Annotated in this window: 28 protein-coding genes and 1 pseudogene; 16 read left to right on the plus strand and 13 right to left on the minus strand. The window is 25.3% G+C overall.

What is annotated here, in order from left to right:
* The first annotated feature begins 7 nt into the window (after nucleotides 1-7).
* The 10 genes from SCITRI_RS10300 to SCITRI_RS07345 all read left to right on the plus strand — a co-directional run bounded on the left by SCITRI_RS10300 (nucleotide 8) and on the right by SCITRI_RS07345 (nucleotide 5,377).
* A complete protein-coding gene (locus SCITRI_RS10300) occupies nucleotides 8-184 on the plus strand; it encodes a hypothetical protein (protein WP_155522145.1) in 177 nt (58 codons plus the stop codon).
* A 60-nt stretch (nucleotides 185-244) separates the two neighbouring features.
* Nucleotides 245-763, plus strand: coding sequence for a hypothetical protein (locus tag SCITRI_RS07310; protein ID WP_147077588.1), 519 nt, complete (start codon nucleotides 245-247; stop codon nucleotides 761-763).
* Nucleotides 726-1,391, plus strand: coding sequence for a hypothetical protein (locus SCITRI_RS07315; RefSeq protein WP_071937803.1), 666 nt, complete (start codon nucleotides 726-728; stop codon nucleotides 1,389-1,391). Before SCITRI_RS07310 ends, SCITRI_RS07315 begins: the two co-directional genes overlap by 38 nt.
* 718 nt (nucleotides 1,392-2,109) lie before the next feature.
* On the plus strand, nucleotides 2,110-2,532 hold the full coding sequence (locus SCITRI_RS07320; protein ID WP_071937804.1) for a hypothetical protein: 423 nt from the start codon (nucleotides 2,110-2,112) through the stop codon (nucleotides 2,530-2,532).
* A complete protein-coding gene (locus SCITRI_RS07325; protein WP_071937805.1) occupies nucleotides 2,522-2,740 on the plus strand; it encodes a hypothetical protein in 219 nt (72 codons plus the stop codon). The genes SCITRI_RS07320 and SCITRI_RS07325 overlap by 11 nt, the downstream gene beginning before the upstream one ends.
* Nucleotides 2,741-3,299: 559 nt before the next feature.
* Nucleotides 3,300-3,941: a hypothetical protein gene (locus SCITRI_RS07330; RefSeq protein ID WP_147077592.1), complete on the plus strand. Its 642-nt coding sequence runs from the start codon at nucleotides 3,300-3,302 to the stop codon at nucleotides 3,939-3,941.
* Nucleotides 3,829-4,161 (plus strand): hypothetical protein, encoded by a 333-nt coding sequence (locus SCITRI_RS10310; protein ID WP_147077594.1) that lies wholly within the window; start codon nucleotides 3,829-3,831, stop codon nucleotides 4,159-4,161. The genes SCITRI_RS07330 and SCITRI_RS10310 overlap by 113 nt, the downstream gene beginning before the upstream one ends.
* Nucleotides 4,162-4,175: 14 nt before the next feature.
* Nucleotides 4,176-4,886: a hypothetical protein gene (locus SCITRI_RS07335; RefSeq protein ID WP_071937807.1), complete on the plus strand. Its 711-nt coding sequence runs from the start codon at nucleotides 4,176-4,178 to the stop codon at nucleotides 4,884-4,886.
* A gap of 16 nt (nucleotides 4,887-4,902) precedes the next feature.
* Nucleotides 4,903-5,184 (plus strand): hypothetical protein, encoded by a 282-nt coding sequence (locus tag SCITRI_RS07340; protein ID WP_157092881.1) that lies wholly within the window; start codon nucleotides 4,903-4,905, stop codon nucleotides 5,182-5,184.
* Complete coding sequence (locus tag SCITRI_RS07345; RefSeq protein WP_071937809.1) at nucleotides 5,165-5,377, plus strand: hypothetical protein; 213 nt, start codon at nucleotides 5,165-5,167, stop codon at nucleotides 5,375-5,377. The genes SCITRI_RS07340 and SCITRI_RS07345 overlap by 20 nt, the downstream gene beginning before the upstream one ends.
* 38 nt (nucleotides 5,378-5,415) lie before the next feature.
* On the opposite strand, the gene SCITRI_RS07350 is transcribed toward SCITRI_RS07345, so the two are convergent.
* Nucleotides 5,416-5,928: a lipoprotein gene (locus SCITRI_RS07350; protein ID WP_071937810.1), complete on the minus strand. Its 513-nt coding sequence runs from the start codon at nucleotides 5,926-5,928 to the stop codon at nucleotides 5,416-5,418.
* 22 nt (nucleotides 5,929-5,950) lie between these two features.
* A complete protein-coding gene (locus SCITRI_RS07355) occupies nucleotides 5,951-6,448 on the minus strand; it encodes a lipoprotein (RefSeq protein WP_071937811.1) in 498 nt (165 codons plus the stop codon).
* A 153-nt stretch (nucleotides 6,449-6,601) separates the two neighbouring features.
* On the opposite strand from SCITRI_RS07355, the gene SCITRI_RS10315 reads away from it, so the two are divergent.
* The 4 genes from SCITRI_RS10315 to SCITRI_RS07370 all read left to right on the plus strand — a co-directional run bounded on the left by SCITRI_RS10315 (nucleotide 6,602) and on the right by SCITRI_RS07370 (nucleotide 8,565).
* Nucleotides 6,602-6,766 (plus strand): hypothetical protein, encoded by a 165-nt coding sequence (locus tag SCITRI_RS10315; protein WP_155522147.1) that lies wholly within the window; start codon nucleotides 6,602-6,604, stop codon nucleotides 6,764-6,766.
* Nucleotides 6,696-7,043 (plus strand): hypothetical protein, encoded by a 348-nt coding sequence (locus SCITRI_RS07360; RefSeq protein WP_071937812.1) that lies wholly within the window; start codon nucleotides 6,696-6,698, stop codon nucleotides 7,041-7,043. The genes SCITRI_RS10315 and SCITRI_RS07360 overlap by 71 nt, the downstream gene beginning before the upstream one ends.
* 198 nt (nucleotides 7,044-7,241) lie before the next feature.
* Complete coding sequence (locus SCITRI_RS07365) at nucleotides 7,242-7,955, plus strand: UPF0236 family transposase-like protein (protein ID WP_071937813.1); 714 nt, start codon at nucleotides 7,242-7,244, stop codon at nucleotides 7,953-7,955.
* Nucleotides 7,956-8,007: 52 nt separating this feature from the next.
* Nucleotides 8,008-8,565, plus strand: a complete 558-nt coding sequence (locus SCITRI_RS07370; RefSeq protein WP_071937814.1) for a hypothetical protein — start codon at nucleotides 8,008-8,010, stop codon at nucleotides 8,563-8,565.
* 141 nt (nucleotides 8,566-8,706) lie between these two features.
* On the opposite strand, the pseudogene SCITRI_RS12510 reads toward SCITRI_RS07370, so the two are convergent.
* Together SCITRI_RS12510 and eno are read right to left on the minus strand one after the other, a co-directional pair.
* A pseudogene (locus tag SCITRI_RS12510) lies at nucleotides 8,707-10,187 on the minus strand (hypothetical protein).
* Between the two features lie 123 nt (nucleotides 10,188-10,310).
* Nucleotides 10,311-11,696, minus strand: coding sequence for a phosphopyruvate hydratase (eno, locus tag SCITRI_RS07380; RefSeq protein WP_071937815.1), 1,386 nt, complete (start codon nucleotides 11,694-11,696; stop codon nucleotides 10,311-10,313).
* Between the two features lie 183 nt (nucleotides 11,697-11,879).
* Here eno and trpS point away from each other — a divergent pair, with 183 nt between their 5' ends.
* Nucleotides 11,880-12,902 (plus strand): tryptophan--tRNA ligase, encoded by a 1,023-nt coding sequence (gene trpS, locus SCITRI_RS07385; protein WP_071937816.1) that lies wholly within the window; start codon nucleotides 11,880-11,882, stop codon nucleotides 12,900-12,902.
* A gap of 72 nt (nucleotides 12,903-12,974) precedes the next feature.
* On the opposite strand, the gene SCITRI_RS10830 is transcribed toward trpS, so the two are convergent.
* The 5 genes from SCITRI_RS10830 to SCITRI_RS07410 form a co-directional block, all read right to left on the minus strand.
* Nucleotides 12,975-13,733, minus strand: coding sequence for an aldo/keto reductase (locus tag SCITRI_RS10830; RefSeq protein ID WP_197735395.1), 759 nt, complete (start codon nucleotides 13,731-13,733; stop codon nucleotides 12,975-12,977).
* On the minus strand, nucleotides 13,687-14,103 hold the full coding sequence (locus SCITRI_RS12080; protein ID WP_071937818.1) for an aldo/keto reductase: 417 nt from the start codon (nucleotides 14,101-14,103) through the stop codon (nucleotides 13,687-13,689). Before SCITRI_RS12080 ends, SCITRI_RS10830 begins: the two co-directional genes overlap by 47 nt.
* A gap of 157 nt (nucleotides 14,104-14,260) precedes the next feature.
* Nucleotides 14,261-15,424, minus strand: a complete 1,164-nt coding sequence (rmuC, locus tag SCITRI_RS07400) for a DNA recombination protein RmuC (RefSeq protein WP_071937819.1) — start codon at nucleotides 15,422-15,424, stop codon at nucleotides 14,261-14,263.
* Nucleotides 15,425-15,531: 107 nt separating this feature from the next.
* Entirely contained in the window at nucleotides 15,532-16,674 is a 1,143-nt protein-coding gene (locus tag SCITRI_RS07405) for a Vmc-like lipoprotein signal peptide domain-containing protein (protein WP_071937820.1), read from the minus strand.
* Nucleotides 16,675-16,743: 69 nt separating this feature from the next.
* A complete protein-coding gene (locus SCITRI_RS07410) occupies nucleotides 16,744-17,475 on the minus strand; it encodes a hypothetical protein (protein ID WP_071937821.1) in 732 nt (243 codons plus the stop codon).
* A gap of 270 nt (nucleotides 17,476-17,745) precedes the next feature.
* On the opposite strand from SCITRI_RS07410, the gene SCITRI_RS07415 reads away from it, so the two are divergent.
* Nucleotides 17,746-18,876, plus strand: coding sequence for a phosphatase PAP2 family protein (locus SCITRI_RS07415; RefSeq protein WP_071937822.1), 1,131 nt, complete (start codon nucleotides 17,746-17,748; stop codon nucleotides 18,874-18,876).
* Between the two features lie 92 nt (nucleotides 18,877-18,968).
* On the opposite strand, the gene SCITRI_RS07420 is transcribed toward SCITRI_RS07415, so the two are convergent.
* From SCITRI_RS07420 to SCITRI_RS07435, 4 genes are all read right to left on the minus strand, one after another.
* Complete coding sequence (locus tag SCITRI_RS07420; protein WP_071937823.1) at nucleotides 18,969-20,159, minus strand: acetate kinase; 1,191 nt, start codon at nucleotides 20,157-20,159, stop codon at nucleotides 18,969-18,971.
* A gap of 18 nt (nucleotides 20,160-20,177) precedes the next feature.
* Nucleotides 20,178-21,155, minus strand: a complete 978-nt coding sequence (gene pta / locus SCITRI_RS07425) for a phosphate acetyltransferase (RefSeq protein WP_071937824.1) — start codon at nucleotides 21,153-21,155, stop codon at nucleotides 20,178-20,180.
* Nucleotides 21,156-21,373: 218 nt separating this feature from the next.
* The gene (locus tag SCITRI_RS07430; protein ID WP_237237898.1) at nucleotides 21,374-21,925 is read right to left on the minus strand and encodes a copper homeostasis protein CutC; all 552 of its coding nucleotides are present in this window, start codon (nucleotides 21,923-21,925) and stop codon (nucleotides 21,374-21,376) included.
* On the minus strand, nucleotides 21,926-24,970 hold the full coding sequence (locus SCITRI_RS07435; RefSeq protein WP_071937825.1) for a DNA polymerase III subunit alpha: 3,045 nt from the start codon (nucleotides 24,968-24,970) through the stop codon (nucleotides 21,926-21,928). It lies immediately after the preceding gene.
* Between the last annotated feature and the right edge of the window lie 56 nt (nucleotides 24,971-25,026).

Consider the following 25,026-nt stretch of genomic DNA (forward strand, 5'->3'; position numbering starts at 1 on the left):
AAATTAAATGGGTGTAGGAAGTTCAACAAAAAGCCACTGAAATGACGAAATAATTGCAATTAGAGAAGATAAAAAAGAAATTATTAATAAATTAAAAAACAATACTTTAAATGTAGAAATTGTAAAACAAATCCAAGAATTAAAAAAAGAAATATCAGAATTAACAAAAGAAATTAATGGCTAAAAAATTAATTTTGATGAAGTTGTAAAATCATATCCTCAACATGCCCAACAATTATTACAAATGCCTGATTATAAATTAATGACTGATTATCTTGATGAATTATCTAATATTGTGCTTGAAATTAATAAAGCACAACAAGAAGCAGAAGAAAAAGCAAGGCAAAAAGCAAGAGATGAATTATTAAAATTAGAAATTAAAAAAGATAAAAATATTTATCAAGGTAATAGAACTAAATTAATTATATTTGGGGTTGATTTTGAAAAAGGATCTTTATTTTATAAAGATAATTGTATTGTTGAAAATTATAAGATATTTTTAGATATTTATACCCCGCAACTATCAACTTTTAATGCTTATAATTATTATAATCTTAATGTTGAAATTGAAGACATTGTTTGTATTTTGAATAACGAAAATCAATTATATATTGGAATTATTACTCATATTGAAAAAACAAAGATGAAAATTTATATACCTTTACTACTAAAAATATTGAATCTATTTTTGATTTTAAAATTTACAACATATATAAAAATAAAAGTTGATATATTTTTTTACTTTAATAAAAATTATTTATAACAACATTCCCTTTATTAAACTTAATAAAAAAATTAATGATGAAAATAATAATAATCCTAAATTTTTTGAAGAAAATGAAGAAAAAGAATTTAATTGTTATCAATTTATTAACAAAATATTTAAAATAACAAATATATTTTTAAAATTTAATATTGATTTAAAAAATTTTATTTTAAATTGTGACATTTGCAAAGATGGACAAGAAGATATCAAATTAAATAATTATAAAGTAAAAGATAATATTAAATGTATTACAAATATAGAAATTGAAGAATTAATCCAAAAAAGTATCAACAGAATTGATTTTTACCAAAAAAATAACTCAAACAAATATAAAAGAGCAATTTTATTAAAAAATAATGAAATCTCTTTTGATGAAAAAAACAATAATTTACAAAATAATTTAATTAAAAATAAAATTTATGAATTAGAAGAAAAAGACTTTACCTTAGAAAATATTATAACTATTAGCAATCAAGAATTTAAGCTAAGTGAATACTCACACCTCATAAAATTTGATATCACAAAAGATAACAATATTTTAAATTTAAACAATTTACAACTAAGAGATAAATTTACCCTATTATATTTAACAATAAAGAATATAACAGTATTTTATCTGGGATAATTTTAGAAAGCAATAAAAACACAATTACCCTAATATTCGGCCAAGTAAGATTATGGAAGCAAGTTTTAACACTTATTAACTAATATGCCCCTTAAAACGCATAATAAAGGTATTTACAAGAAATTATATTTTTTATAATTAATGAGGAAAAATAGAAAAAATATAGGTAAATATTAAAATGATTTACTATAAATGAGGTTTTATAAATAAAAATGGTAAAAAAATGACTAAAAAAGATTATGAATTATTGGAATCTAAATTTGATGAATGAGAACAAGATATTTATAATCATAAAGAATTAATGGAAGCTTTAAAAGAATTAGCAAATAAATAATAAAAATAATAAAAAAAGAGATATTAAATCTCTTTTTTTATTTATAGTATCGCACAGACTATTGACTGGCAAGGTTTCTTTTCTTTATTTAAACTTGCAAGTAGAACCTAGAATAACTCACAACATCACTTGCTATTTAATTATAGAATGTTTTTAGGTTTTTATTATATAATTTAATTAATAAAGAAAGTGTGATTAATATGAAAGAAACTATGTTATCAAAATATTTAAATGTATCTCCAATAGAAGCAAATAAAATAGAAATGGCAATATTATATTTATTAATTAATTGCAGAAAAAAATTTATTTTTAAAACATATATATAAATTTATTGCAGTTTTAGAAATAGAAGCAACCAAAAAATATGCAAACCATTTTTTTGAAATGGATTTTGTAGCATGAGAAATGTGCCCTGTTCCTATTAGTTTTTTTAATTATGTAGAAAAATATAAAGGAAAATTTTTACATTTTAAATATTTAACAGAAGAAAAAACAAAAATTAAATTTTATTTAGAAGATAAAAAAAATAATAGTAAAGAATTTAGTTGAGATTATTTTTCAAAAGAAGAAACAAAAATATTAAAATATATAACTACTATTTTTATTGAATATTTAGGCTTTCAAAAAACAAATGATGTTATTGAATATACTCATTATTCAAAATCTTGGCTAGATGCTTGAAAAAAGCGGTCAAAGAAAAAAACATATGATTTAGATTTTTCGTTAGATATAAACACCGATGAATTAGATGAATCAGAAAAAGATGAAATAATTAAATTATACAAGGAATTTAAATATGGTAATTAATAATAAAAATTGTTCATATGTTATTGATAATTATGATACCACGGTATTTATTAGCGGAAATCCTAAAAAATCTTATTTGTTTCCTTTATTTATTACAGAAGAAAAACAAATATTTTTTATTATAATGACAAGTATATTTCCTAAAAGTGACGAAAAAAATTATATTGAAATTTTAAATTGAAATGAATTAGAAAAAATTAAAAAATAAAACAAAAAAAACACTGATTTAATTGTAATTTTAATTCTTATATATTTGACAAATAATTTTAATGACGGTATCATCACGATAATAAATAATGATTATTACTTATTAATTAATATAAATAATATAAGTTTAATATATGGAGTTAAATTTTTTTGGATTAATTAATTCTTATGTAGAGTATTCAGAGATACCAAGTAATAAGAATTAATGTATTTTTATTGAATAATTATTATAAATTTATAAAAACTAATTTTACTCCTTTTAAAGCAAACAAAAACACATCTCCAATAAGTAAAAATTATTATATTAATTTTAAAAGACAATTTATATTGTCTTTTTTTATTTGACAAATAATTTTAATGACGGTATCATCACAGCAACAATAAATGATGGGGTTAATTATTATTGTTAAGTATTGTTAAGGCTGGTTATTTTTTTATGTTAGATAATAATGGAAATAATAAGGTGGTTAAATTATGGCAATAGTTTTAAAAACATTCCCTAATTGTAATGTGGAAGCATGTGATGATGGAATTATCCAAGATTTTTTTTGCTAGTTTTTTTGTTAAAGATAAAAATATTATTTTTTAAACGAAGAAAAAAAGTTAATAAAAGACACCTTGGAAATAAAGTTGTTTTTAATCAAACATATATATTAATTTATGGGCGAATTATTGAAATTGAAGAAGATACAAAATATGAATTACAAGCAACCAGTGGAAATTTAATTAAAAAAATTATTTTTAATATTAATTTAAGAACAAAAAAGAATGAAATTAAAATACTAACAAACAAATTATTAAATGAAAGTAATTTATCATGAGAAGATATTAAAAATGAAGAATGAAGCTATGATATTGAATTATTTACTTATCAATTACAAAATAACACAATTTACAATATAAAAGAAAATCAAAAATATTGAGAAGACTTAAAACCACACACAAAACTAAACAACGATCTAAACAATAATTTTAACAACATTGAAGAAACAATGAATAAAATAATAATTACTAATAACGCATTACATAGTGAATGAGATAAAACATCTAACAAATTAGAAAAAAATATTTATAAAAGAGAAGTAAAAAATGGCATTTATATTTATAACATTTGACAATACAGAAGATTATTTAACAGACCGCGACCAAGCAATATACTATGATTTTTTATTAAGAAACCAAACAATTCCCTACTATGCTAATAAAGAATTAAGCAATAAAAACGCTATAAACTTATTAGGTAATAGCGATAATTATAACGAAGAAATATTAAAACTATGTGATAACAATTCAACTGGTTTTTTATTTTACGGATTTGGCCAACAAGAAAACTTAGAAGCAGAATTCAAATATGAAGACAAAGGAATTCAAGCAAAAATAAAAACAAAAAAAGAAACAAAGAAATACCATTTTTTTATTTAATCATTTGCGGAAAAATGATTAAAGTAGAAAACAACACCACAAATGATATCAACGACTTAATTCCCTATACAAAAAACCAAGCAGAAACAACAACAATATTTTTAACAATTAAAATAGATATGTCAAAAGCACCATTAGTATATCCAATCCCTGATATAGACAACCCAGATGAAAACTACAAATATATTAATAAAAAATTTATTGAAAGTTTAGGAGAAAACAAAAGCGAAAAAATTGAAAAATTAACAGATTTATTAGAACAATGCCACATTAACACTAAAATTGACGAAGTTGAACCAAGCGGAATTGACAATAAATTCTATTTTGAAAAAACCAAAGAAGAAGAAAACAAACCATGAAAAAATATTAAAAGTGCTATGACTTGAAACGATAATTCAAAAACAATAGTAACAGCCATAATCGATAACATTAATCAAGTAAATGATTTTAAATACCGAGCAATTTATCAAAATAAATGTGATAGCGAATATTTTGTATGAACAGACAAAGGAAGATTAATCCAAGATAACTTAAACACAAGACATAAAGACGGAATTTATGAATTCCCTATTCTTAGTTTTAATTTACCCCTAAAAGGCGAAAAAATAAAATCCTTTAATTGAGAATATACCACACGAGTTCCCATTCGTTATCAATCAATCAAAGACCCCAACAATTTTATTAATTTTTGCGAATATGCCCGAAAAAAAAGAAGAATTCAATAAAAAATGAACCAAAGAAATGGAAAAAACTATTTTAGAAATTATTGTTTTGGTTATATCACTTTTTACTGGTGGAACAACCGGCATAACAGCAGCTATTTTGAGTAAAAAACAACAAAAAATTAGAGATGAAAATAAAGAATTAAAAGAAAAAATAAACGATATTAAAATTGAAATTAATAATATTAATACGAAGTTAGATGTTATTACAATTATAAATAATAAATTGGCTAATAACAACAAAATAAATATCAGACAAAAAAACAAGGATGGTAATAAAAATGAAAAAGAAAAAGACTAAGTTATTTTTTCTACGATTAGCATATTGAATAGTTCACGGTTTAACATTGGGATTGCCAATTTTATTCACTGAAATTAATAAACTAATGCTAAAATTAAAAGAAAAAATTAATAATGAATGTATTTTGTTAGATGAAAATAAAGAAGACAATATCAACAAAATAATTAAAAAAGATGATGAAAAAGAAAATTAAATAAATTAAAAAAAGCAATTTTTACTAAATTGCTTTTTTTATTCACCATTAACTTTTACATTACCATCATTATTAACAACTAAAACAGGTAAATTTTCTTCTCCGCCATTTCAACGATAAACTGCTTTAAAATATTTATTATTAATATTTGATATTCATTTCTTTAAAATATTATATCCAACTTGTAAGTGTCTGCCATAATCCATATTATAAAGTATACTAAGTTCACCATTTTTTATTTTTTTAATAACTTTAAACTTATTATCTTTAAAATCATTTTTAAATTTAGCAATTTCTCAAACATCATTTTCATTGCCACGACAAACAACATAATATCATTTATTATCAACTTGATTAAAAGGTTTTTCTTGTGAGCAAATTCATTCTAAGTTTTCTTTTATTTCTTGGCAATTTGTTCATATTTGGTTTTCTTTTTTTAGTTGTTGTAATTCATTTTCGTTATATTGTGGTATATTATTACAAGCAACTAGATTTTTTGTGCTTGTTCCTAGTAATGTAATTGCTCCTAAAAAACTTAATCATTTTTTCATTTTTATTATCCTTCCTTCTTTCTTAAACTTTTGGAATTGCTGCTGGTAAAACAACATCAAATTCTTTTTCGCCATGTGCTCTATTTTTTCCACTAATTATTATTGTAATTTTTTTGGATATTGTTAAATCAATTTCTCGCGGCTGAAGGTGATTAAAATAATCTTTAAAAGCAATTATAAAATCATTTTCTGTTAATGACTCATCAATTGTTTTAATTGATTCTAAAACTTTAGATTTTAAGGACAAAAATAATTCATATTCTTTTACTGCGTTTGGTTTATTAGCATTAATTATAATGGGAGGATTAATAGAATTAATAAATAAAATATTTTTATCAATCTTTCATTTTAGTTTTTGATTTTCATCTTTTAGTTTTTGATTTTCATCTTTTAGTTTTTGATTTTCATCTTTTAAGTTTGGTTCTGTATTATTAACTACTGGTTTTCCACAAGATATTAAATTTGTTGTTCCAGTTGTTATTAAACCTACTAAACTTAAAATACTTAATAATCTTTTCATAAAAATCATTTCCTTTCTTAATATTTTTTATATAAAAATTATATAATGAATGATGCAAATTTAATGATTATTTATTAAAAATAATATTTATTTTGATAATATATTAGTAGTATAAAGCAATTTTAATTTTAAGAAAGGAAGTTAATTATATATATGGCACCACAAGCAATTTTTGAACCCGAATCAGAACATTTTATGGATGAATTTAATTATACAAAAGATGATGATAATGAAGAAGACGAAAAAAGTGGTTTTTTTAAAGATATTAATTGAAACCACAACCATATTAGAACTTTTTGAAGAAATCAAAAAAATTAAACAAGATATTTGAATACAAATTCTTACTGTTTATCTTGATAAAAATGATAATGTTTCAGGTATTGAATTTAAAATAACTCCTGTGGGAAGTTTTTATCATGACTATATATTTGTTAGTTTTGATGAAAAAGGAAAAATAACTAATGATTTAAAAGAAAATATAGAAACATATAATGAACAAGACAAAGAAGATGATTTTTATTTAGATTTTAAAGTCGTTAAAAACTTTTATCAAACATTAATGAATTTACAAAATAAACAAAAAAATAATAATTAAGCAAGATTAAAAATCTTGTTTTTTTATTTTAAATTAAGATATAATACTTTTTTATCAAAAAAGTATCAAAATTGTATTAAATAATATTAAAAAAATAAATATTTGAAAAACAAGTTAAAAATAACTTGCTTTTTTTAAGTGTTTATTTTAATGTGTGTGATGATTTATTTTTAAATCAGGAAAGGAAACAACTTTAAAATGGATATTAATAATATTATTAATGGGGAAAACTTTTTTAATAAAACATATGAAGATTTGAATAGATATGTTGTTGGAGAAATTGCATATAGGTTAGAAAAGTGAGATGATCTTATTTTTCAAAATTATCAAAAATATGATAAATTTAAACATTATCGAGTAAAAGAAATAAGAACAAAAACATTAATTACTTTAAAAGGTAAAATAACATTTCGCAGACTACGATATTATAAAATTAATCCAATAACAGGGAAAGAAGAATATATTTTTATTTTAGATGAAGTTTTAGGAATTAAAAAATGACAAAGACTGGGGAATGACGTCAAAGAAAGAATTTTATTGTTATTAAGTGATGATAAAAAATACCGCGATATTTTAGATGCCTTAGAACAAACAAAAATTAGTTTAATGACAATTTCAAATACAATAAAAAACGCAACAACAAACTACAAATATTATATTGATAATACCACTATTAAAATAAAAGTTCCGCATACTTTATATATTCAAATTGATGGAACTTTTCTTAAAATAGAATACGATAGAAAAAAGGTTAAAAAACACACCTTATTATCTACTGTTCATACTGGTTATGATCAAGAAAAATCAACCGAAAAAAGACATGTAATTGCAAATAAGTTAGGTGTTTACGAAATAGATAATATTCCAATTTATATTTCTAAAAAAAACAAAATTAACCCGTTTTGTTGTTAAATTAATACTTTTGATAATAAGTAATTATAATATTCAAGATTATAGTGAAATTATGATTTTAGGTGATGGAGCAAATTGAATTAAAGGGGTTAAAAAAGATATTGCAAATCGTTTTCCTAATAACAAAGTTCATTATACAATAGACAAATTTAATTTAGTAAAAAGATTTAAGGATTTATTACCCCACCGAAGAATAATTAAAGAAAATGAAGAAACTTCTAAACAAGTTGTTGATTATTTTTATAATGGAAAATATTATGAATTATTACAATGTTTAAAAGAAAGTAAGTCATTTATTCCTATTTCTAAAAAGTTTTTAAGAGAAACAATTAACTTAATTAAAAATAACGAAGAGGGCATTAAAAATCAAACATTATGAAATAATATCGGTTGTCATATGGAGGGCGATGTTTCCCATTATGGTAAGGGGATATTTTCTAAAAAAGGAATTTATAGCGAAAAAAATGTTAAAAATAAATTGAATACTAGTATGCTAAAATTAAGAAATAATATTAAGGATTTTAAACAATCAGAAAAACCGCCAGAAAATAATATTATTTTATATAATAATTTTAATAAAAATGAACAACAAAACTTACATCTTTATTAATTTTATTTTTAAGTTAAATAATTTTAATAAAAATTAATTTTTTGTTGTGATTAAATTTAAAAAAATATAAAAATTTGTTGACAATAAAATTAAACATGGTATCTTTAAATTAAGTAGGTAGATTATTTATTCCATGATTTCTTAAAATATATTAAATACCCTTAAATAATTTATACAATCTAATTTCAAAACATTGTTATATATGTTGTCATAATATTTTATTTCTATCATTAAAGATTTTTGATTTTTAATTCAATTAATGCTGTAGTTCGAGGAATTGGATGATATATAACTGTATCAAGGTGTTGGATTTTGTAATGACCTTTGATAACGATTAAAAATACAATTTTCGAACATTCAACTATAGTTCAAATATTTGTTTGATTTACCATAATAATTTGACAGTATTGAATTAAATATATCTTGGTCTATCTTAAAAGCAAGTTTACTATTATAATCAATTGTTACTTTCGCAAATTCTTCCAATTGTTGATCAAATTGTGTTTTTAATATCGTGAAATAACTTTTTTCTTTCAAGTCTATGTAAGAGAAATTATTTTTAAATAGTAAATTTTAAATCATAAAATTTTTTGGAATAAACCATTCTATTTTGTTTAAAACATAATAACCATCTTCAACTTTAATATTTTCAAAATCAATCATTTTCTCTTTATAAAATGAAAGAAAATTTTGTCACGTTAATTGCTGTGGGTCATAACCCTCACCGACCCACTCTAAAACAGAATTATACTTATAAAAATATGAATATTTGTGCAAGGCAGAAGCATTATCTCTTATCATTGGTAAAGTGAAACTAATATGATGCTGAAACAAAATATTCCTGCCCTTTAATTCTTTGCTAATTATTGATCAAACAATATCCTTGTTTATACTAGATTGCTCAGATATAATTCGATAGTTTTTGACTTTAAAAATAGTATCAAGAAAATTAACAAAATAATTTTCAACTTTATCCTGAATATTATTTAGAACTTCAGAATCATTTGTTGTAGTTATTGAAACTTGAATGTTATCCAGCACTGATAATCCTTTAAAGCGCACTTCATAAGGAGTATTAACCTGGACTGTAATTCCTAATACTGCATGGGGAGTATCTTCTAATAGTTTTGCTATCTTATCAAAATTAATATTATGTAAATCAAATGAAATGTCATTTTCTCCTAATAATAATGGCATAATAATGGCATTGTATCAACATAATAATTTGAATATCGATCTCGTAAATGTTGATTCAAATTATTAAACTCTGCTTTAAAACCAACAAGCAACTGATTTAAAAAACCATATTCACTAATTGCTGTGCTCGTTAAAGTTAAGAAGCCATCATTTTTTGTTTTTACCTCTGCGACTAGTTCTTCAAATGATGATATTTGCTCTGGATAATCCTTAATAATATCAATCATTGTCTTTGTTTGCCATCATGGTAATAAAGTTTCCTTTGTTTCCTTTTTTATTTGATTTAAAATTTCAAGATCTTGATTGCGATCTAACTCATCGTTATCATCAAGCTCATGTTTTGCTCGCACTGTACAACTAACAACACCTAAACTACTACCAAAACCTAAAACAAAAACACTAAAAAGTGTTAATAACCGTTTCATCTAATTGCTCACCTTCCTTTTGTGTGATACTCATAATTATACTTAAAAAAGTACCCTTGTATCTTTGAGCAAATCAAGTTGCACTTGCATTTACAGTTTACATTTATAATAAAAAAAATAACCTTAAGAGGTTATTTTTTTTAAATCCGAAACATGTTTTTTTAAATTATAAAATGTTTTAATTCCATCATATTCAGCTACTTTTCCCAGTTCATCTTCAATTGCTAATAAACGGTTATATTTTGCAATTCTATCACTTCGTGACATACTTCCTGTTTTAATTTGACCAGTATTTAAAGCGACTGCTAAATCAGCAATTGTTGAATCTTCGGTTTCTCCTGAACGATGTGAAACAACTGCCGTTCAACCTGCTTTTTGTGCTAATTGAATTGTATCAATTGTTTCAGTTACTGTTCCAATTTGGTTTAATTTAATTAAAACAGAATTTGCGGCATTACGAGCAATTCCTTCTGCTGTAATTTTTGGATTTGTAACAAATAAGTCATCACCAACAATTTGAATTTTATGCCCCATTGTTTTTACTTGCAATTCAAAACCAGCTCAATCACCTTCTGCTAAACCATCTTCAATTGAAATAATTGGGTATTTATCAACTAACTTGTCTAAATATTTAATTAATTCTTCTGTTGTCATTGCATATTCTTTACCTGTAACTTTTTCAATTTTCTTAAAGTGATATTTTTTATCATCAAAATATAATTCTGATGAAGCACAATCCATTGCAATCATAACACCATCTTTGCCTGGTTTATATCCTGCTACTTCAATTGCTTCAACAATTAAATCTAATGCAACTTCGGCTGGTGTTTTTGCTTGAAATGAAGTTAAAGTTTGATCTTTATATGCTCAATTAAAATGCGGAGCAAAACCACCTTCATCACCAACAGCTGTAATATCACCTTTATCGTGTAAGATTTTCTTTAAAGTATGGAAAATTTCTGATGACCATCTTAAAGATTCTTTAAAAGTTTCAGCTCCAACTGGCATAATCATAAATTCTTGGAAATCAATTGCACTATCAGCATGCTCTCCTCCATTAATAATATTTAACATTGGAACTGGCAGTTTTTTCCCATTAACACCACCCAAATATTTATATAATGGCATTTCTAATTCAGAAGCTGCTGCTTTGGCAGCAGCCATTGACACTCCTAACATTGCATTAGCACCTAAATTCTTTTTAAAATCAGTTCCGTCTAACGCAATCATGGCATGATCAATTTCAACTTGGTTTGTTACTTCCATTCCAACAAGTTGTTCTGCAATTTTTGTATTAACATTCCCAACTGCTTTTAAAACACCTTTCCCTTGGTAACGTCCTTTATCACCATCTCTTAATTCTAATGCTTCACGACTTCCAGTTGAAGCTCCTGATGGTACCATTGCTGAACCATATCCGCCAAATTCTGTTCAAACTTCAACTTGAACAGTTGGATTTCCTCGTGAATCAATTACTTCACGAGCATTAATTTTCTCAATTCTCGACATAATTTTGTACTCTCCTTCTAAGTATATAATGTTATTATATTATTTGTTCAAAAAATAGTAAACAAAATTGGTTGAAAATTCATGAAAAAATAATACTTTTATTGTTTTTCTTTTGGAAAAACTAAAATATTTGCTATGATATTACTAAATACATTATCAAATTTGAATAAGAAAGGAAAACATATGGAACAAAAAAAAACAACAATTGTTTCAGGCATTACTGCCACAGGGCAATTAACATTAGGGAATTATATTGGAGCGATAAAAAATTTTATTGAATTACAAGAAGATAATAATTTAATTATTTTTGTGGCAAACTTACATGCAATTACAATTCCAATTAGTAAAGAAGAATTACGAAATAACATTAAAAATATGATTGCATTATATTATGCAAGTGGTTTAGACCCACAAAAAGCAATTATTTTTGTTCAATCAGATGTCTTAGAAGTTACCTTATTGGCACATATTTTATTGTGTAACACAACTATTGGGGAATTATCACGAATGACACAATTTAAAGACAAATCAAGCAAAATGAAAGCAGAAAATGGAACCGAATTTATTCCAACTGGATTATTAACTTATCCGACTTTAATGGCCGCAGATATTTTATTATATGATGCTGATTTAGTTCCAGTTGGAAAGGACCAAAAACAACACATTGAATTAACACGAAATATTGCCGAACGAATGAATAATCGTTATCAACAAAATTTATTTAAAATTCCAACCGACTTCATTCCACCAATTGGTGGCAAAATTATGGATTTACAAAATCCAACCAAAAAAATGAGTAAGTCTTCAAACGACCCCAAGTCCTTTATTAGTTTATTAGATTCACCTGAATTAATTCAAAAAAAAATCCGTAGTGCAGTAACTGATTCAGAAGGAAAAATTGCTTATAATCCTGACCAAAAACCAGGGGTGAGTAATCTTTTAACAATCTATGCTGTTTTAAAAAAAATAACAATTGAAGCAGCTGTTAAGGAATTTGTTCAACAAGATTATGGGCAATTAAAAGAACAAGTTGCCAATGCAATTATTGAAACTTTAGAGCCAATTCAAAAAAAATACCACAAATTAATGCAAGACCAAACAATTGATGAATTAATTAATTTGGGAGCAACAAAAGCACGAGCAATTGCTAATAAAAAAATAACAAAAGTTAAAAATGTTGTTGGATTAAATTATCAAAAGAAGTAGAATTTAAATAAAAATAGACACATAAAGTATAAAACTTATGTGTCTATTTTTTTGTCATATTTAATTTTGAATTTAATATTTTAATTCATTTAATTCTCAAATATAATTACCATTTTGGTCAGTTACTTTAAAATTAAATTTTCCACTTTGATTAGCTTTACTAGTATCTAACTGATCAAAATGAAAAGCAATTTTATTTTTTAAATAAAAATATAACTTATCAATATTTTCAATTGTTTTAATATTGCTAATTTTAAAATTATTTGAATCACTATAAACATTTGTTAACCATAATTTAATAATTTCTTCTGTTGTCATATTTTGTTTAAAAGTAAAAGTTGGATGATTCTGAATATAATTAATTAAGTATTCTTGCAAGTCTTTGTTAAGTTCATAACTTCAAAAAACATTAGAATTTAAATTAAAAACAAATAATGCTGTCATATCTTCATCATCTAACATAAAATCACCTAGTTCAGTATTAGCAATAATACGTTCCTTATGTGTTGATTTTGGAATAACAACAATATTTTGTTGAATTGCTCATTTTAAACAGATTTGGGCAGGATTTTTCTGGTGTTTTTCTGCAATTTTAAGAACAGTTGAATTTGTCATACATTGTCCTTGCATTAAAGTTGCTCATGATTCAATAATAATGTTGTTTTCTTGACAAAACTTAATAACATCGGTGTTATTTAAACCCGGATGAAGTTCAACTTGATTAACCATTGGTTTTATTTCACTAATTGCCATTAACTCTTGTAAATGAGAAACTTCAAAGTTGCTAAACCCAATTGCTCGAATTTTTTTTGCTCCATAAGCTGTTTCTAACGCACGGAAACATTCATTTCGATCTGCAGTTGGTCAATGAAACTAAACATAAATCTAAATAATCAGTATCTAACCGTTTTAGTATGTTATCGATTTCTTGTAATGCCGCATCATACTTATGATTAGCATTTCAAATTTTACTTGTTAAAAAGATTTCTTTTCGTGGAACACCACTATCTTTGATTGCCTTGCCAATTAATTCTTCATTTCCATAGATTTGAGCGGTATCAATATGACGATAACCATTTTGTAATGCTGTAATAATAGCTTGATAAACTTCATGCTCATCAGTCATTTTATATGTTCCTAAACCAATTAATGGGATTTCAACACCATTGAAAAGTTTTAATTTTGTTGTCAGTGCTTTCATTTTTATACTTCCTTTCCTTTTGTTGGCCTTTGTATAATTATAACTTTAATTAAAATCAATAACAAGAAAAACAAACCTAAAGTGCTTTTAATGGTTAATTCAAAATTTATTAAAAATATCTTATTTTTAAGATATTTTTCTTTCATAGTTATTTGTTTTAATCTACTGGTTGTTCTAATTGTTGTTCATTTAAAATTTTTTGATATTGAATATGAATCTTATTATGTGTGGTATTTAATTGTTCAATACTAGTGTTAAATTTTACAAAATTTTTTGTAAACTCTTGTCAACGTTCAACCCAACGCTCAAATTCGCCTTTTATTTTTAATAAATTAGTTTTAATAGCCTCAATATTTTGGTTAAAAGCAACTTCCCGCATATGTTTTTCTAAAACAAATAAAATTGCTGATAATGTTGTTGGTGAAGTAACTCATACACGTTTTTTAAATGCAAAAGTAATAATATCGTCTGGAAATTGGCCATAAATAAATGCAAATAAATCTTCGGAAGGAACAAACATAATTGCACTTGAAATTTCATTTTCAAGATTAATATATTTAGCAACTTCATTAATTCGGTCTTTTAAATCTTGTTTAAAAAGATTTAAATATTTATTTTTAATTGTTGTATCACTTACTTCTAAGTATTTGTTATAGTTTGATAATGGAAATTTTGCATCAATAGCAATATTTTCTTTTGCTCCCCCAGTTTTAACTAATGCATCAACAACAGTTCCTGTTGGCAATTTATATTGGCGCTCTCATCCTTGATGTCTTTCTCCATACATATCACTTAAAACTTTTTCTAATAAATATTCACCTAAATTACCGCGTTTCTTATTATTTAAGAAGATATCATTTAAAGTCTTAACTTTTGTTTCAACTTCTTTTAATGTTGTCGTTGATTCTTTTAAAACTTTTAAATTTGATAAAACATCAGTAAAAGACTTTGAAATAATTTCACCTTGATGGTTTAAATTATTTTTTAAATCTGTATCTTGCTTTGACAAGTTATTTTTAAAATTATTTAATCCTTCGTTTAAAATCGCTAAGTTTCGATTAAATTCAGCATCATTTTTAACTGAATTTGTTTGAAATTCACTAATTAAAGTTAATAATTCCCTTTTTTGTTCAGAAAGTTGATTTTGCAATCCTAACCCTTGTTTCTCTAATAATTCTTTTGATGCTTGAATGTCTTTCTGTAATAATGCTGAATCATTATTTACAAGTGGTTTTTTATGTGTTTTTACTAAATAAATTATTAGAAAACTAACTAAAATAACTAAGATAATTCCTAGTAAAACATATGAAATTGTTGTCATTGTATTCCCCCTAAATATTTTAATGTTCTATTTTATTCCGCAATAATTTTAATTATAGCCTGTTCAAACAAAAAAATAAACTCATTAATCTTATGAGTTTATTTTTTTTATTCAAATGTAACATCTAATTTATAAGCTGGGATTTTTGTCATTATATAAGCTAACTTATCAGAAACAGCTAGAATTTTTGACCCAGGTTTAGCTTCAACAATTGCTCCTTTGCCATCTTCATTAAAAGTTACTCAAAGTTCATTATATCAAAGTTCATTATACTGATCAGCAAATTCTTTTCCTAACAACTTAGTAACAAGATCATAACGAAGTTTGTTTTCAGTTTCTTTTGTATAAGTTTCATTTAATTTAACCAGGATTAGATTTTGCGTTGGTTTAATATTATCTTGCGTTAAAAACTTCCGTGGTGGTGTTGTATTAACTTTAAAGTTGGCAGTTAGTGTTGAACGATTAATAACATGCTCAACCTCAGTTGTAATTTTTAAAGTACCTTCCCCATTTTCTTGATTAATTGATAAGTCAATGCCACCGTTTAATGCTCCCATCATCGCTTTTAAAATTGCATCTTTATATAAACTTGCAAACCGATTACGATCTCCAACAAACTCCATAATGGCTGCTGTCATATTCATAGTTGTACCTTCAGGATTTTTCTTATAATCTGCTCAGACTGAAGCATCAATATAAATATCACCAATATTTTCCAATGGAAATGCCTGCGAAAATGTAATTGGTTCATTAATAATTTCAACTGCTGAACCAGTAAAATTACCACCTGGTTTTGGTTCAATTACTCATTGACTAATTTCTTGATCAAAGTTTACTTCAACATCTGAAAAAGTAAAATTTGTTCCATTTAAACTATTAATAGCAGTTAATACTTCATCTACGGTTAATTTTTTCCCAGAACCATTATCATATGGCAATGAAGTAACAGTAATCATTTTATTAATATCATTTGTTGTTCATTTTAAATCAACTTTTTTTGTTAAAAATGGGGGATTTGGAGCACCTGGCATAAAACGAATAGTTGCTGTTTTCATTCCTGGTGCTAAATCAACGTCTAAGTTATCAACATCATAACCTGCTTTTTTTAAATTTGCCTTAATACTACCAACAGTTGGTACTCCTGTCGTATCAATTTCACCCCCAGTTTGAGGACTACGACATGCAACTGCCGTACCAATAATTGGGGTTGATACTGAAATTGATGCTAAAATCATCATTAATTTTTTCATTATTTTCTTCTCCTTTATTTTTTTCAATAATTTTTATTACATAGTTAATATTAATTAATTTTAAAAAGATTACTTTATTAAAATTTTAGCAATAATAAATTTTCTTTCTTGTGGCGGTGTTGTTTCCTTTCTGAAAAGTATTAACCGATATGTTTTAATAATATTTGCAATAATAAATGAAATAATAATTAGTTTTTTTAATAAAAAAATAACTAAAATATTAATTCGATACCGCATAAAAAGATACGGTTCTAAAATATTTAAAAATAACGTTAAATTAAGAAGCGGATTAAAATAAATTAAATCATTAATCTTATACCAATAAATTAAATAAATTCGCAATGTAACTAAAGCAACAAAAAAGGTAATAATAAATAATCCATAAAAGAAATAAAACGAAATTAAAATTACTTGATAAAGTTGAAAATAAAATTGTGAAAAACAACTAAGTAATCCTGTTATCGCAATATTTCAATAAATAGTATATGATAATCAAAAAATATTTGTTAATCATAATAAAATTACAGTAACATTAACTTTTAAAATACTATATCATTGCAAGATAATGTGTTTATAATGCTTAAAATCACTTAAAATTTTGATTAAAACAGCTAAGAAAAATAAAAAAACTCCCGTTATTAAAACAATATAAGTTAAATTTAATGAGATACTAACAAATGCCCAATTTGTATAATGTGAAACAAAATAAGGTAAAAATAACGAGATTCCGAAATATAAAATAAACAAAATAAAATATATATTAAAAAATACTTGAAAATACTTTTTGAAATCTGTTCTCATTTTAATCACCCACATATATTTGCTTTTTATTTTGATTGTATCTCTCGCTATATTTAATTAAAAACCCTATTGTGAAGCAATAATTAAAGCAATTATAATTATCATCTTAATTATTAATAACATGTTCTGAATAATTATACCGTGAAAAGTTTTAAAATTAAAATTTTATTTTTTAACATATATAACATATAATTAAAAAGAAAATAGTCTATATTTTTTACTAACCTCTTACTTAATTAACAACGATGAAAGAAAAAATGAGGAAACTATATGCACCAAAAAAATAACATCTTTTTTATTAAAAAAAAATGAAATATTTATTTTTTTGCAATTCCGTTATTCGTAATTTCTCTTATTAGTTTAGGAGTTCTAATTGCAACAGGATGATATCAAATTGATTACCAAATTGCTGCTGAACTTGCAAAACCTTTATCAAATGAATTTGTTAAATATTGAGTACGTTTTTATGATCAATTAGGAAATACTGAAATAGTCATTGTAATTATCATTTATTTAGCAATTTTGTTAGAAACATGGTTTTTACTTAAAATAAAACAAAAAAAGCAAAAATTTGTAAAAAATTATTGGCTTACTCTAGGTTATTATTTTCTAGCCATAGGAGCATGGCTTATTGGTAATATTGTTAATTTATCTTTAATTCCAAGTCTTGACGAGGGATTTGGTCCTGGAATTGACTATATTTTATTTGATAATTATAAGTATAAGTTAACAAGTGCTATTTTAGTTTTTCTTTATCAATCAATCTTATTAGGAATTGGCCTTTATTATGTTCGCTATCGGTTAGTTAAAACCAACCGTTTGTTAACAGAACAAACATGGTTAAAAGCAACTAAAGGATTAAGTTTTTTAATTAGTACATATATTATTATTGTGATTTTAAAAGGAGCAACACATCAAATTTATTATTATAATGCTATTTTTGGTGATTTAATTAATGCTCATCCTGAATTCTTAGATGCCTATCTTAAATCAGGTTTTCATTTTGGATATAACTTAAATAATGGTTATCTTAATAATATTCCCTGAGAATGGCAATATCCTTGGTGAAAACCACCAATTGGTTTATTTAGTAATGTTAATATGCCAACATTTAAAAACCCATGAGAGTATGCTTTTCCAAGTGGTCATATTAATGCTACATATTGTACTGGTTCAATTATTCTTTTATTTTTAAAAAACAAACAAAACACTAAAATTAATTGAAAAATAAAACTTTGTTTTATTATTTGATTAATTCATGTTTTAACAATGAATTTTGCTCTTGTAATTGAACGCTTTCACTGAATTTCTGACACTGCATTTACCTTTATTTTTTCAAGTGCCATGATTTTAGTTGTTCATTTTAGTGTTAATAAAATTTTTGCAAAACTCTTAATTTAAAGATATTTTAATATGAAAAGGTTTAGGTGTTATCAAACACCTAAACCTTTTTTATCGTGAATAATTAAATTTTAAGTAGTAATAAAATTATCTTATGAATTAATTAAATGATAAGTATCTTCACAAATCATTACTTCTTCATTTGTTCGCATCGCATAAATAAGAACATCTGATTTTGATGTTGAAATTAGATTTTCTGTGTCATATGAACTTTGATTTGCTGAAGGAGATAATTCTAAGTTCAATAAAGTAACTTCATTAACGACTAATTGGCGCATTTCATCAGAATTTTCACCAATCCCAGCGGTAAAAACAATTGCATCTGGTTTTGTTTTTAAATCATTAGCATAACTAACAATATATTTTGCAATTCTTTTTGCACTCATTAGCAACGCTAATTTACTACGTTGATTATCCTTGCTACTTTTAAAAACATCACGTAAATCAGATGATACTCCCGAAATTCCTAATAAACCAGATTCTTTATTTAAAGTATTAGTTATTTCATCTAATGTTGTTCCAATTTGATTTGCAATAAATTGGTGAATTGAGGGGTCAATATCACCACTTCGCGTTCCCATAATTAATCCTTCTAATGGCGTTAAGCCCATTGAAGTATTAAAACTTTTTCCATTTTTAACTGCACAAATTGAAGCACCATTACCTAAATGACAAATAATTGCATTAAGTTCAGTTGCTGATTTTTGTAAAACTTCAGCTAATCGTTTTGTAATATAACGATAAGAAATGCCATGAAAACCATAACGGCGAACTTGATAATTACTATATCATTCATAAGGAACTGAATATAAATAATTTTCCTCAGGAATTGTTGTATGGAATGAAGTATCAAATACTGCAACATTTGGTACATCAACAATCTTACGAAAAGCTTCAATTGCCGCAATTGAAGGCGGATTATGCAGCGGAGCTAATGTTACCATTCGTTTAATTTCGGCAAATACTTCATCGTTAATAAATATTGATTGTGTAAACTTTTCACCACCATGCACAATTCGATGGCCAATTCCTTGAATATCAGCAAAATCTTGAATAATATGATGTTCTTTTAATTTAGCGATTAAAACCTTTGCTGCTGATTTATGATCTGGAAAATCTTCTTTTGTTTGAAACTTCTGACCATTAAATTTAAGGGTAAAAATTCCATCAATGTTAATTCGTTCAGCGAGTCCTTTACAAATTACTTCATAATTTTTTGCTGAATTAACTTTATATAATTGAAATTTTATCGAGCTACTACCAGCATTTATTACTAAAATCATTTTTCTTTTTTTTCCTTTCTAATCATTTGATTTATGTATACATAAATACGCTGTTACTAAAACAGTATTGTAAATATCATTAATAGTGGCACCACGTGATAAATCATTAACTGGCCGGTCTAATCCAATCAAAATTGGACCAATTGCTTCAAATCCTCCCAATCGTTGTGCAATTTTATATCCGATGTTTCCCGCATCTAAATTTGGAAAAACAAAAATATCAACAGGAGCTTTTAAAGGTGATGATGGTGCTTTTTTATTACGAATAGTATCATCTCATGCGGCATCAAATTGAAATTCACCGTCAACATAACAATTTTTTAAATTCTTTGCTCGTACAAGGTCATAAGCAGTACGAACTTTATCAACAGAAGCCCCACGTCCTGAACCTTTTGTTGAAAATGATAATAAAGCCATGTTTGGATTTTGAAAGGCAAAAACTTGACTAGCCTCATATCCTAAATAAGCAATATCTGCTAATTCCTCAGCTGTTGGATCAATATTTAAAGCACAATCAGTAAAAATATAGCGCTCAGTATTACGAACCATTAAAAAAAATGATGAAACTAATTTTACGTTTGGTTTTGTTTTAATAATTCGTAACGCTGGACCAATGATATCTTTTGTATCATAAGTAATCCCACCAACCATTCCATCAGCTAATCCTTTTTTAACTCATAAAATTGCCAAATAATTGCATTCACGAACTAACTGTTTAGCTTCTGATAATGAAACTTTTCCTTTACGTAATTCAACTAAATATTCTGCTAATTCTATTTCATTTTGTTCTTCTGCAACAAGGACTTCACTTTGTAATTCGTCAATTGTTGAAGGAACTTCTGCTCGTGTTGCAAAAACAAGAATTGGCGTAATATTTGTGCCAATTAATTGTTTAGCTACTGTTTGAATCCGTTCATAATTTCCTTCTGGAAAAATAATTTTTATTTTTTGAGAAAAGGTATTAATTTTTTCAAGTATGTTTTCTAATATGTTCATTTTTTATTCCTTTCTGCTATTAATCATTACCAAATAATTATATTGCTTAATTATATTACTTTTTTTGAATTTTTTAGAAAAAGTAATAAATTAATTATAATTAATTAAAAATTTTCCTATTTTAATTGTTGAAGTTTTGTCACATCAAGTTCAGTGTTTCATGTTCCATCATAGTGAACAGCACTGCCAAGATGAATTGCATCACAATAATGACTAACTTACTGATAATTAGTCAAATTAATGCCACTACCACCTTGGATTTGAACGCCATAATTTCGAAGGTTTTGTAAAGTTACTAAATTTTCCATAATTGGAGTTATCCCACCTTGTGTTAAAATTGTGCTAACTCCTAGCTGTGCTAATTGTTGAATAACAGTAACTTTATCTTCAATTAAATCAAAAGTCCGGTGAAAAGTAACTGCTAGTGGATATGCTAAGGTAATTAATTCTTGCATCCGTAATAAATCAATTTGGTGATTAGGTGTTAAAATGCCAACAACAATTCCTTCTGCCTTTGTTGTTTTAATATAAGCAATATCTTTTTTAAGTTGGAAATATTCATCAGCAGGACAATAAAAATCAGTGTCACGATGACGAACCATTACCCGAATGGAAACTTTAATTTGTTCAATACATTCCCTAATAACTGCATAGGGTGGTGTAAACCCTCTCTGTGATAAGTTAGTACATAATTCAATTTGGTCAATATTCCCAGCTTGTTCAATACTTTGGCATTCTTGATAGTTTCTTGCAATAACTTCAATAAACATTTATTCTTGCTCCCCACTAATAAACTTAATACGGTTAATAATCCCATTAATTTTATTATTATATGTTCCTAACTTAATATTTAATAATAATACATTATTAACTTTTAATAAATTAGCATAATCCTTATAGATACCTGCAAAAGCAGTAATACTAATTTCGCCACTTTCATCATAACAATCTAAAAATGCCATTTTATTATTGTTTTTATCAGTAATTATTTTTAATCGCTTCACTAGAATTAAAACATTTGTTGATCCTAAACTTAAACGTAAATTACTAATTAATGTTGTTTTATCTTGATATCCTGCTTTTTCACGAATATATTTTAACGGATGATTTGATAAATAAAACCCTAAAAATTCATATTCTTTTTCTAAACAAATAACTTCATCGTTTGGTTCAATTACTAATTCTGGTTTTTCAGCTAATGAAAAATCAACAACTAAATTTTCATTCTCTTCTTGAGTTTTAATTAACTCAATGTAAGTAAGAATCCGTTGATAATTATTAAACAAAGTAATCCGGTTCATCTTAAAAACATCTAATGCTCCGGAAAAACATAATGCTTCATAAGTTTTTCGATTTAAACCTTTTTTATACAGGCGAATAAACAAATCGTATAAATCCGTAAGCATTCCATTAGTTTGATACTCTTGGGCAATTTTATTAAAAAAAGCGAAACCAATTTGTTTAATAATTAATAATGGAACACAAATTTGATTATCAATAGTATGATATTGTCGATATGGAGCATTAATATTTGGTGGGACAATTGTTAAATGATTCTTTTTTGCTAAAGCAATATAATCATTTGTTTTATGTTCATCACCAATAACATGTGTTAATAAACTAGCTAAAAACTGGGAAGAATAATTTGCTTTTAAATAGGCCATTTGATAACCCAATAATGAATATGCAACCGCATGGCTCCGATTAAACCCATAGGCAGCAAATTTATAAATTAATTCTCAAATTTCTTGTGCTATTTTCTCAACATAATGGTTTTTAACTGCTTCTTCAATAAATTCAGTTTTCATTTGGCTCATAATTGATGCATCTTTTTTCCCCATTGCACGACGAAGCACATCAGCTTTAGCTAATGAAAAATTAGCAACTTTTTGAGCAATTAACATAACTTGCTCTTGATAAACAATAATGCCATAAGTTGGTGCTAAAATTTCAGCTAACCGTTCATCAATATAAGTAACTTTTGCTAATTTTTTTTTCCGTTTAATAAACAAGGGAATGTTATCTTGGGGACCAGGGCGATATAACGAAGAAGTTGCAACAATATCCTCTAATTGGTCCGGAACCATATCAACTAAAACTTTCGTCATCCCTGGTGATTCTAATTGAAAAATCCCTTTTGTATCTCCTTGAGCTAATAATTGATAAGTTTTTCGATCATTTAATGGTAAAGTGTTAACATCTAATTTTACTTTTGTTTCTTGGTAAATATTATCAATCACATCATGTAAAATTGTTAAATTTCGTAATCCTAATAAATCCATTTTTAAAATTCCCAATTCTTCTAAATAATTCATTGAATATTGCGTTTGATAAATTCCATTATAGCCTTCTTTAACTGGGATAATTGTTTGTAACCGTTGTTGCGTTAAAACAACACCAGCCGCATGGGTTCCTGTTTGGCGTGGTAAACCAATAATTTTTTTTAAATGTAAAAATACTTGGGGGTATTTTTTTTGATAAATTTCAAAAAGAGGATTTGAATTAATTGCTTCTTCATAATGATAATTATATTCTAATGGAACTGCTTTGCTCATCTTGTCTGCTTCTTCAATTGCAATATCAAAAATTCGGCAAATATCTCGAATTGCCATTTTCATTCCAATCGTTTGAAAAGTGATAATATGTGCAACATGTTCACTCCCATATTTTTCAAATAAATATTCAACAACCATTTCTCGTTTATCATCTTCAAAATCAATATCAATATCTGGTAAACTTTTTCGCTCTGGATTTAAAAAGCGTTCAAACAGTAAATTATAGGTAATTGGATCAATTGTCGTAATATCTAATAAGTAACTAACTAAACTACCGGCAGCACTGCCTCGACCAGGCCCAACAAAAATATTTTGTTGTTTTGCATAACGAACATAATCTCATACAATTAAAAAATAATCATTAAAACCCATTTTATTAATCACTGTTAATTCATAATTTAACCGCTCAAGATATGTTGTTTTAGAACTACTAATTCTTTTTTGTTTTAAAGCTGTTTGACAAATTTCTTGTAAAAACTGTTGTGCTGTTTGACCTTCTGGGGTTGGATAACGTAATAAATTATCAAAAATAGTCCCTTTGTGTAAAGGAAAAACATTAATTCCAGTAATAAATGTTTTAATATTGTCAAAATATTGTTGATAATAGGAGGGTGGTGATACTCAACCATATAAATCTTTCATTTTACTTTCTTTAAATAAAGTTTGTGTTTTAATTGTATCAACAACTTTATAAGCAATAAAATCTTCACTTGTAAAATATTGTACTTTATTATTTCAAATAATTTGTTCACTTGCAAGTAATGTTTGCAGTGACTCTAACAATGATAGATTGCCATTATTAATACCTAGATATAAATCTGTTTCAACTTTTAAAAGGCTCTTTAGCGTTTGATATAATTCAGGCTGATAATCATCTGTTGTATAATTAATAATAATCTTAACATCTGTTGTTAAAAACTTGCTAATTTCATCTAATGTTACATTTTTTTTATTTTCAGTATTAATCATTACTAAAGATGAAATTTCAACTAAATTAAAATAACCCTTTTGATTACGGGCAAATAAATTCATATTATAAGGAATATCATTAAATCAAATAATAACATTTAAGCCAATAATTGGTTTAATTTTATTTTTTTGACAAAGTTGGTGAAATTCATAAACCCCAAACATATTATTATCACAAATTGCCAATGATAATAAACCCGTTGTCATAGCATAAGTAAAATATTTATCAAAAGTAATTAAAGATGATAATAAACTATAACTTGTTCGAACATTTAAATGGGGAATTGTCATTGTTACTACCTCACTCTCCTTTCATTTTAACGAAAAAGAAAATAAAAACCACACTT

The sequence above is a fragment of the Spiroplasma citri genome (assembly GCF_001886855.1).
GTDB classification, from domain to species: Bacteria; Bacillota_I; Bacilli_A; order Mycoplasmatales; family Mycoplasmataceae; genus Spiroplasma; species Spiroplasma citri.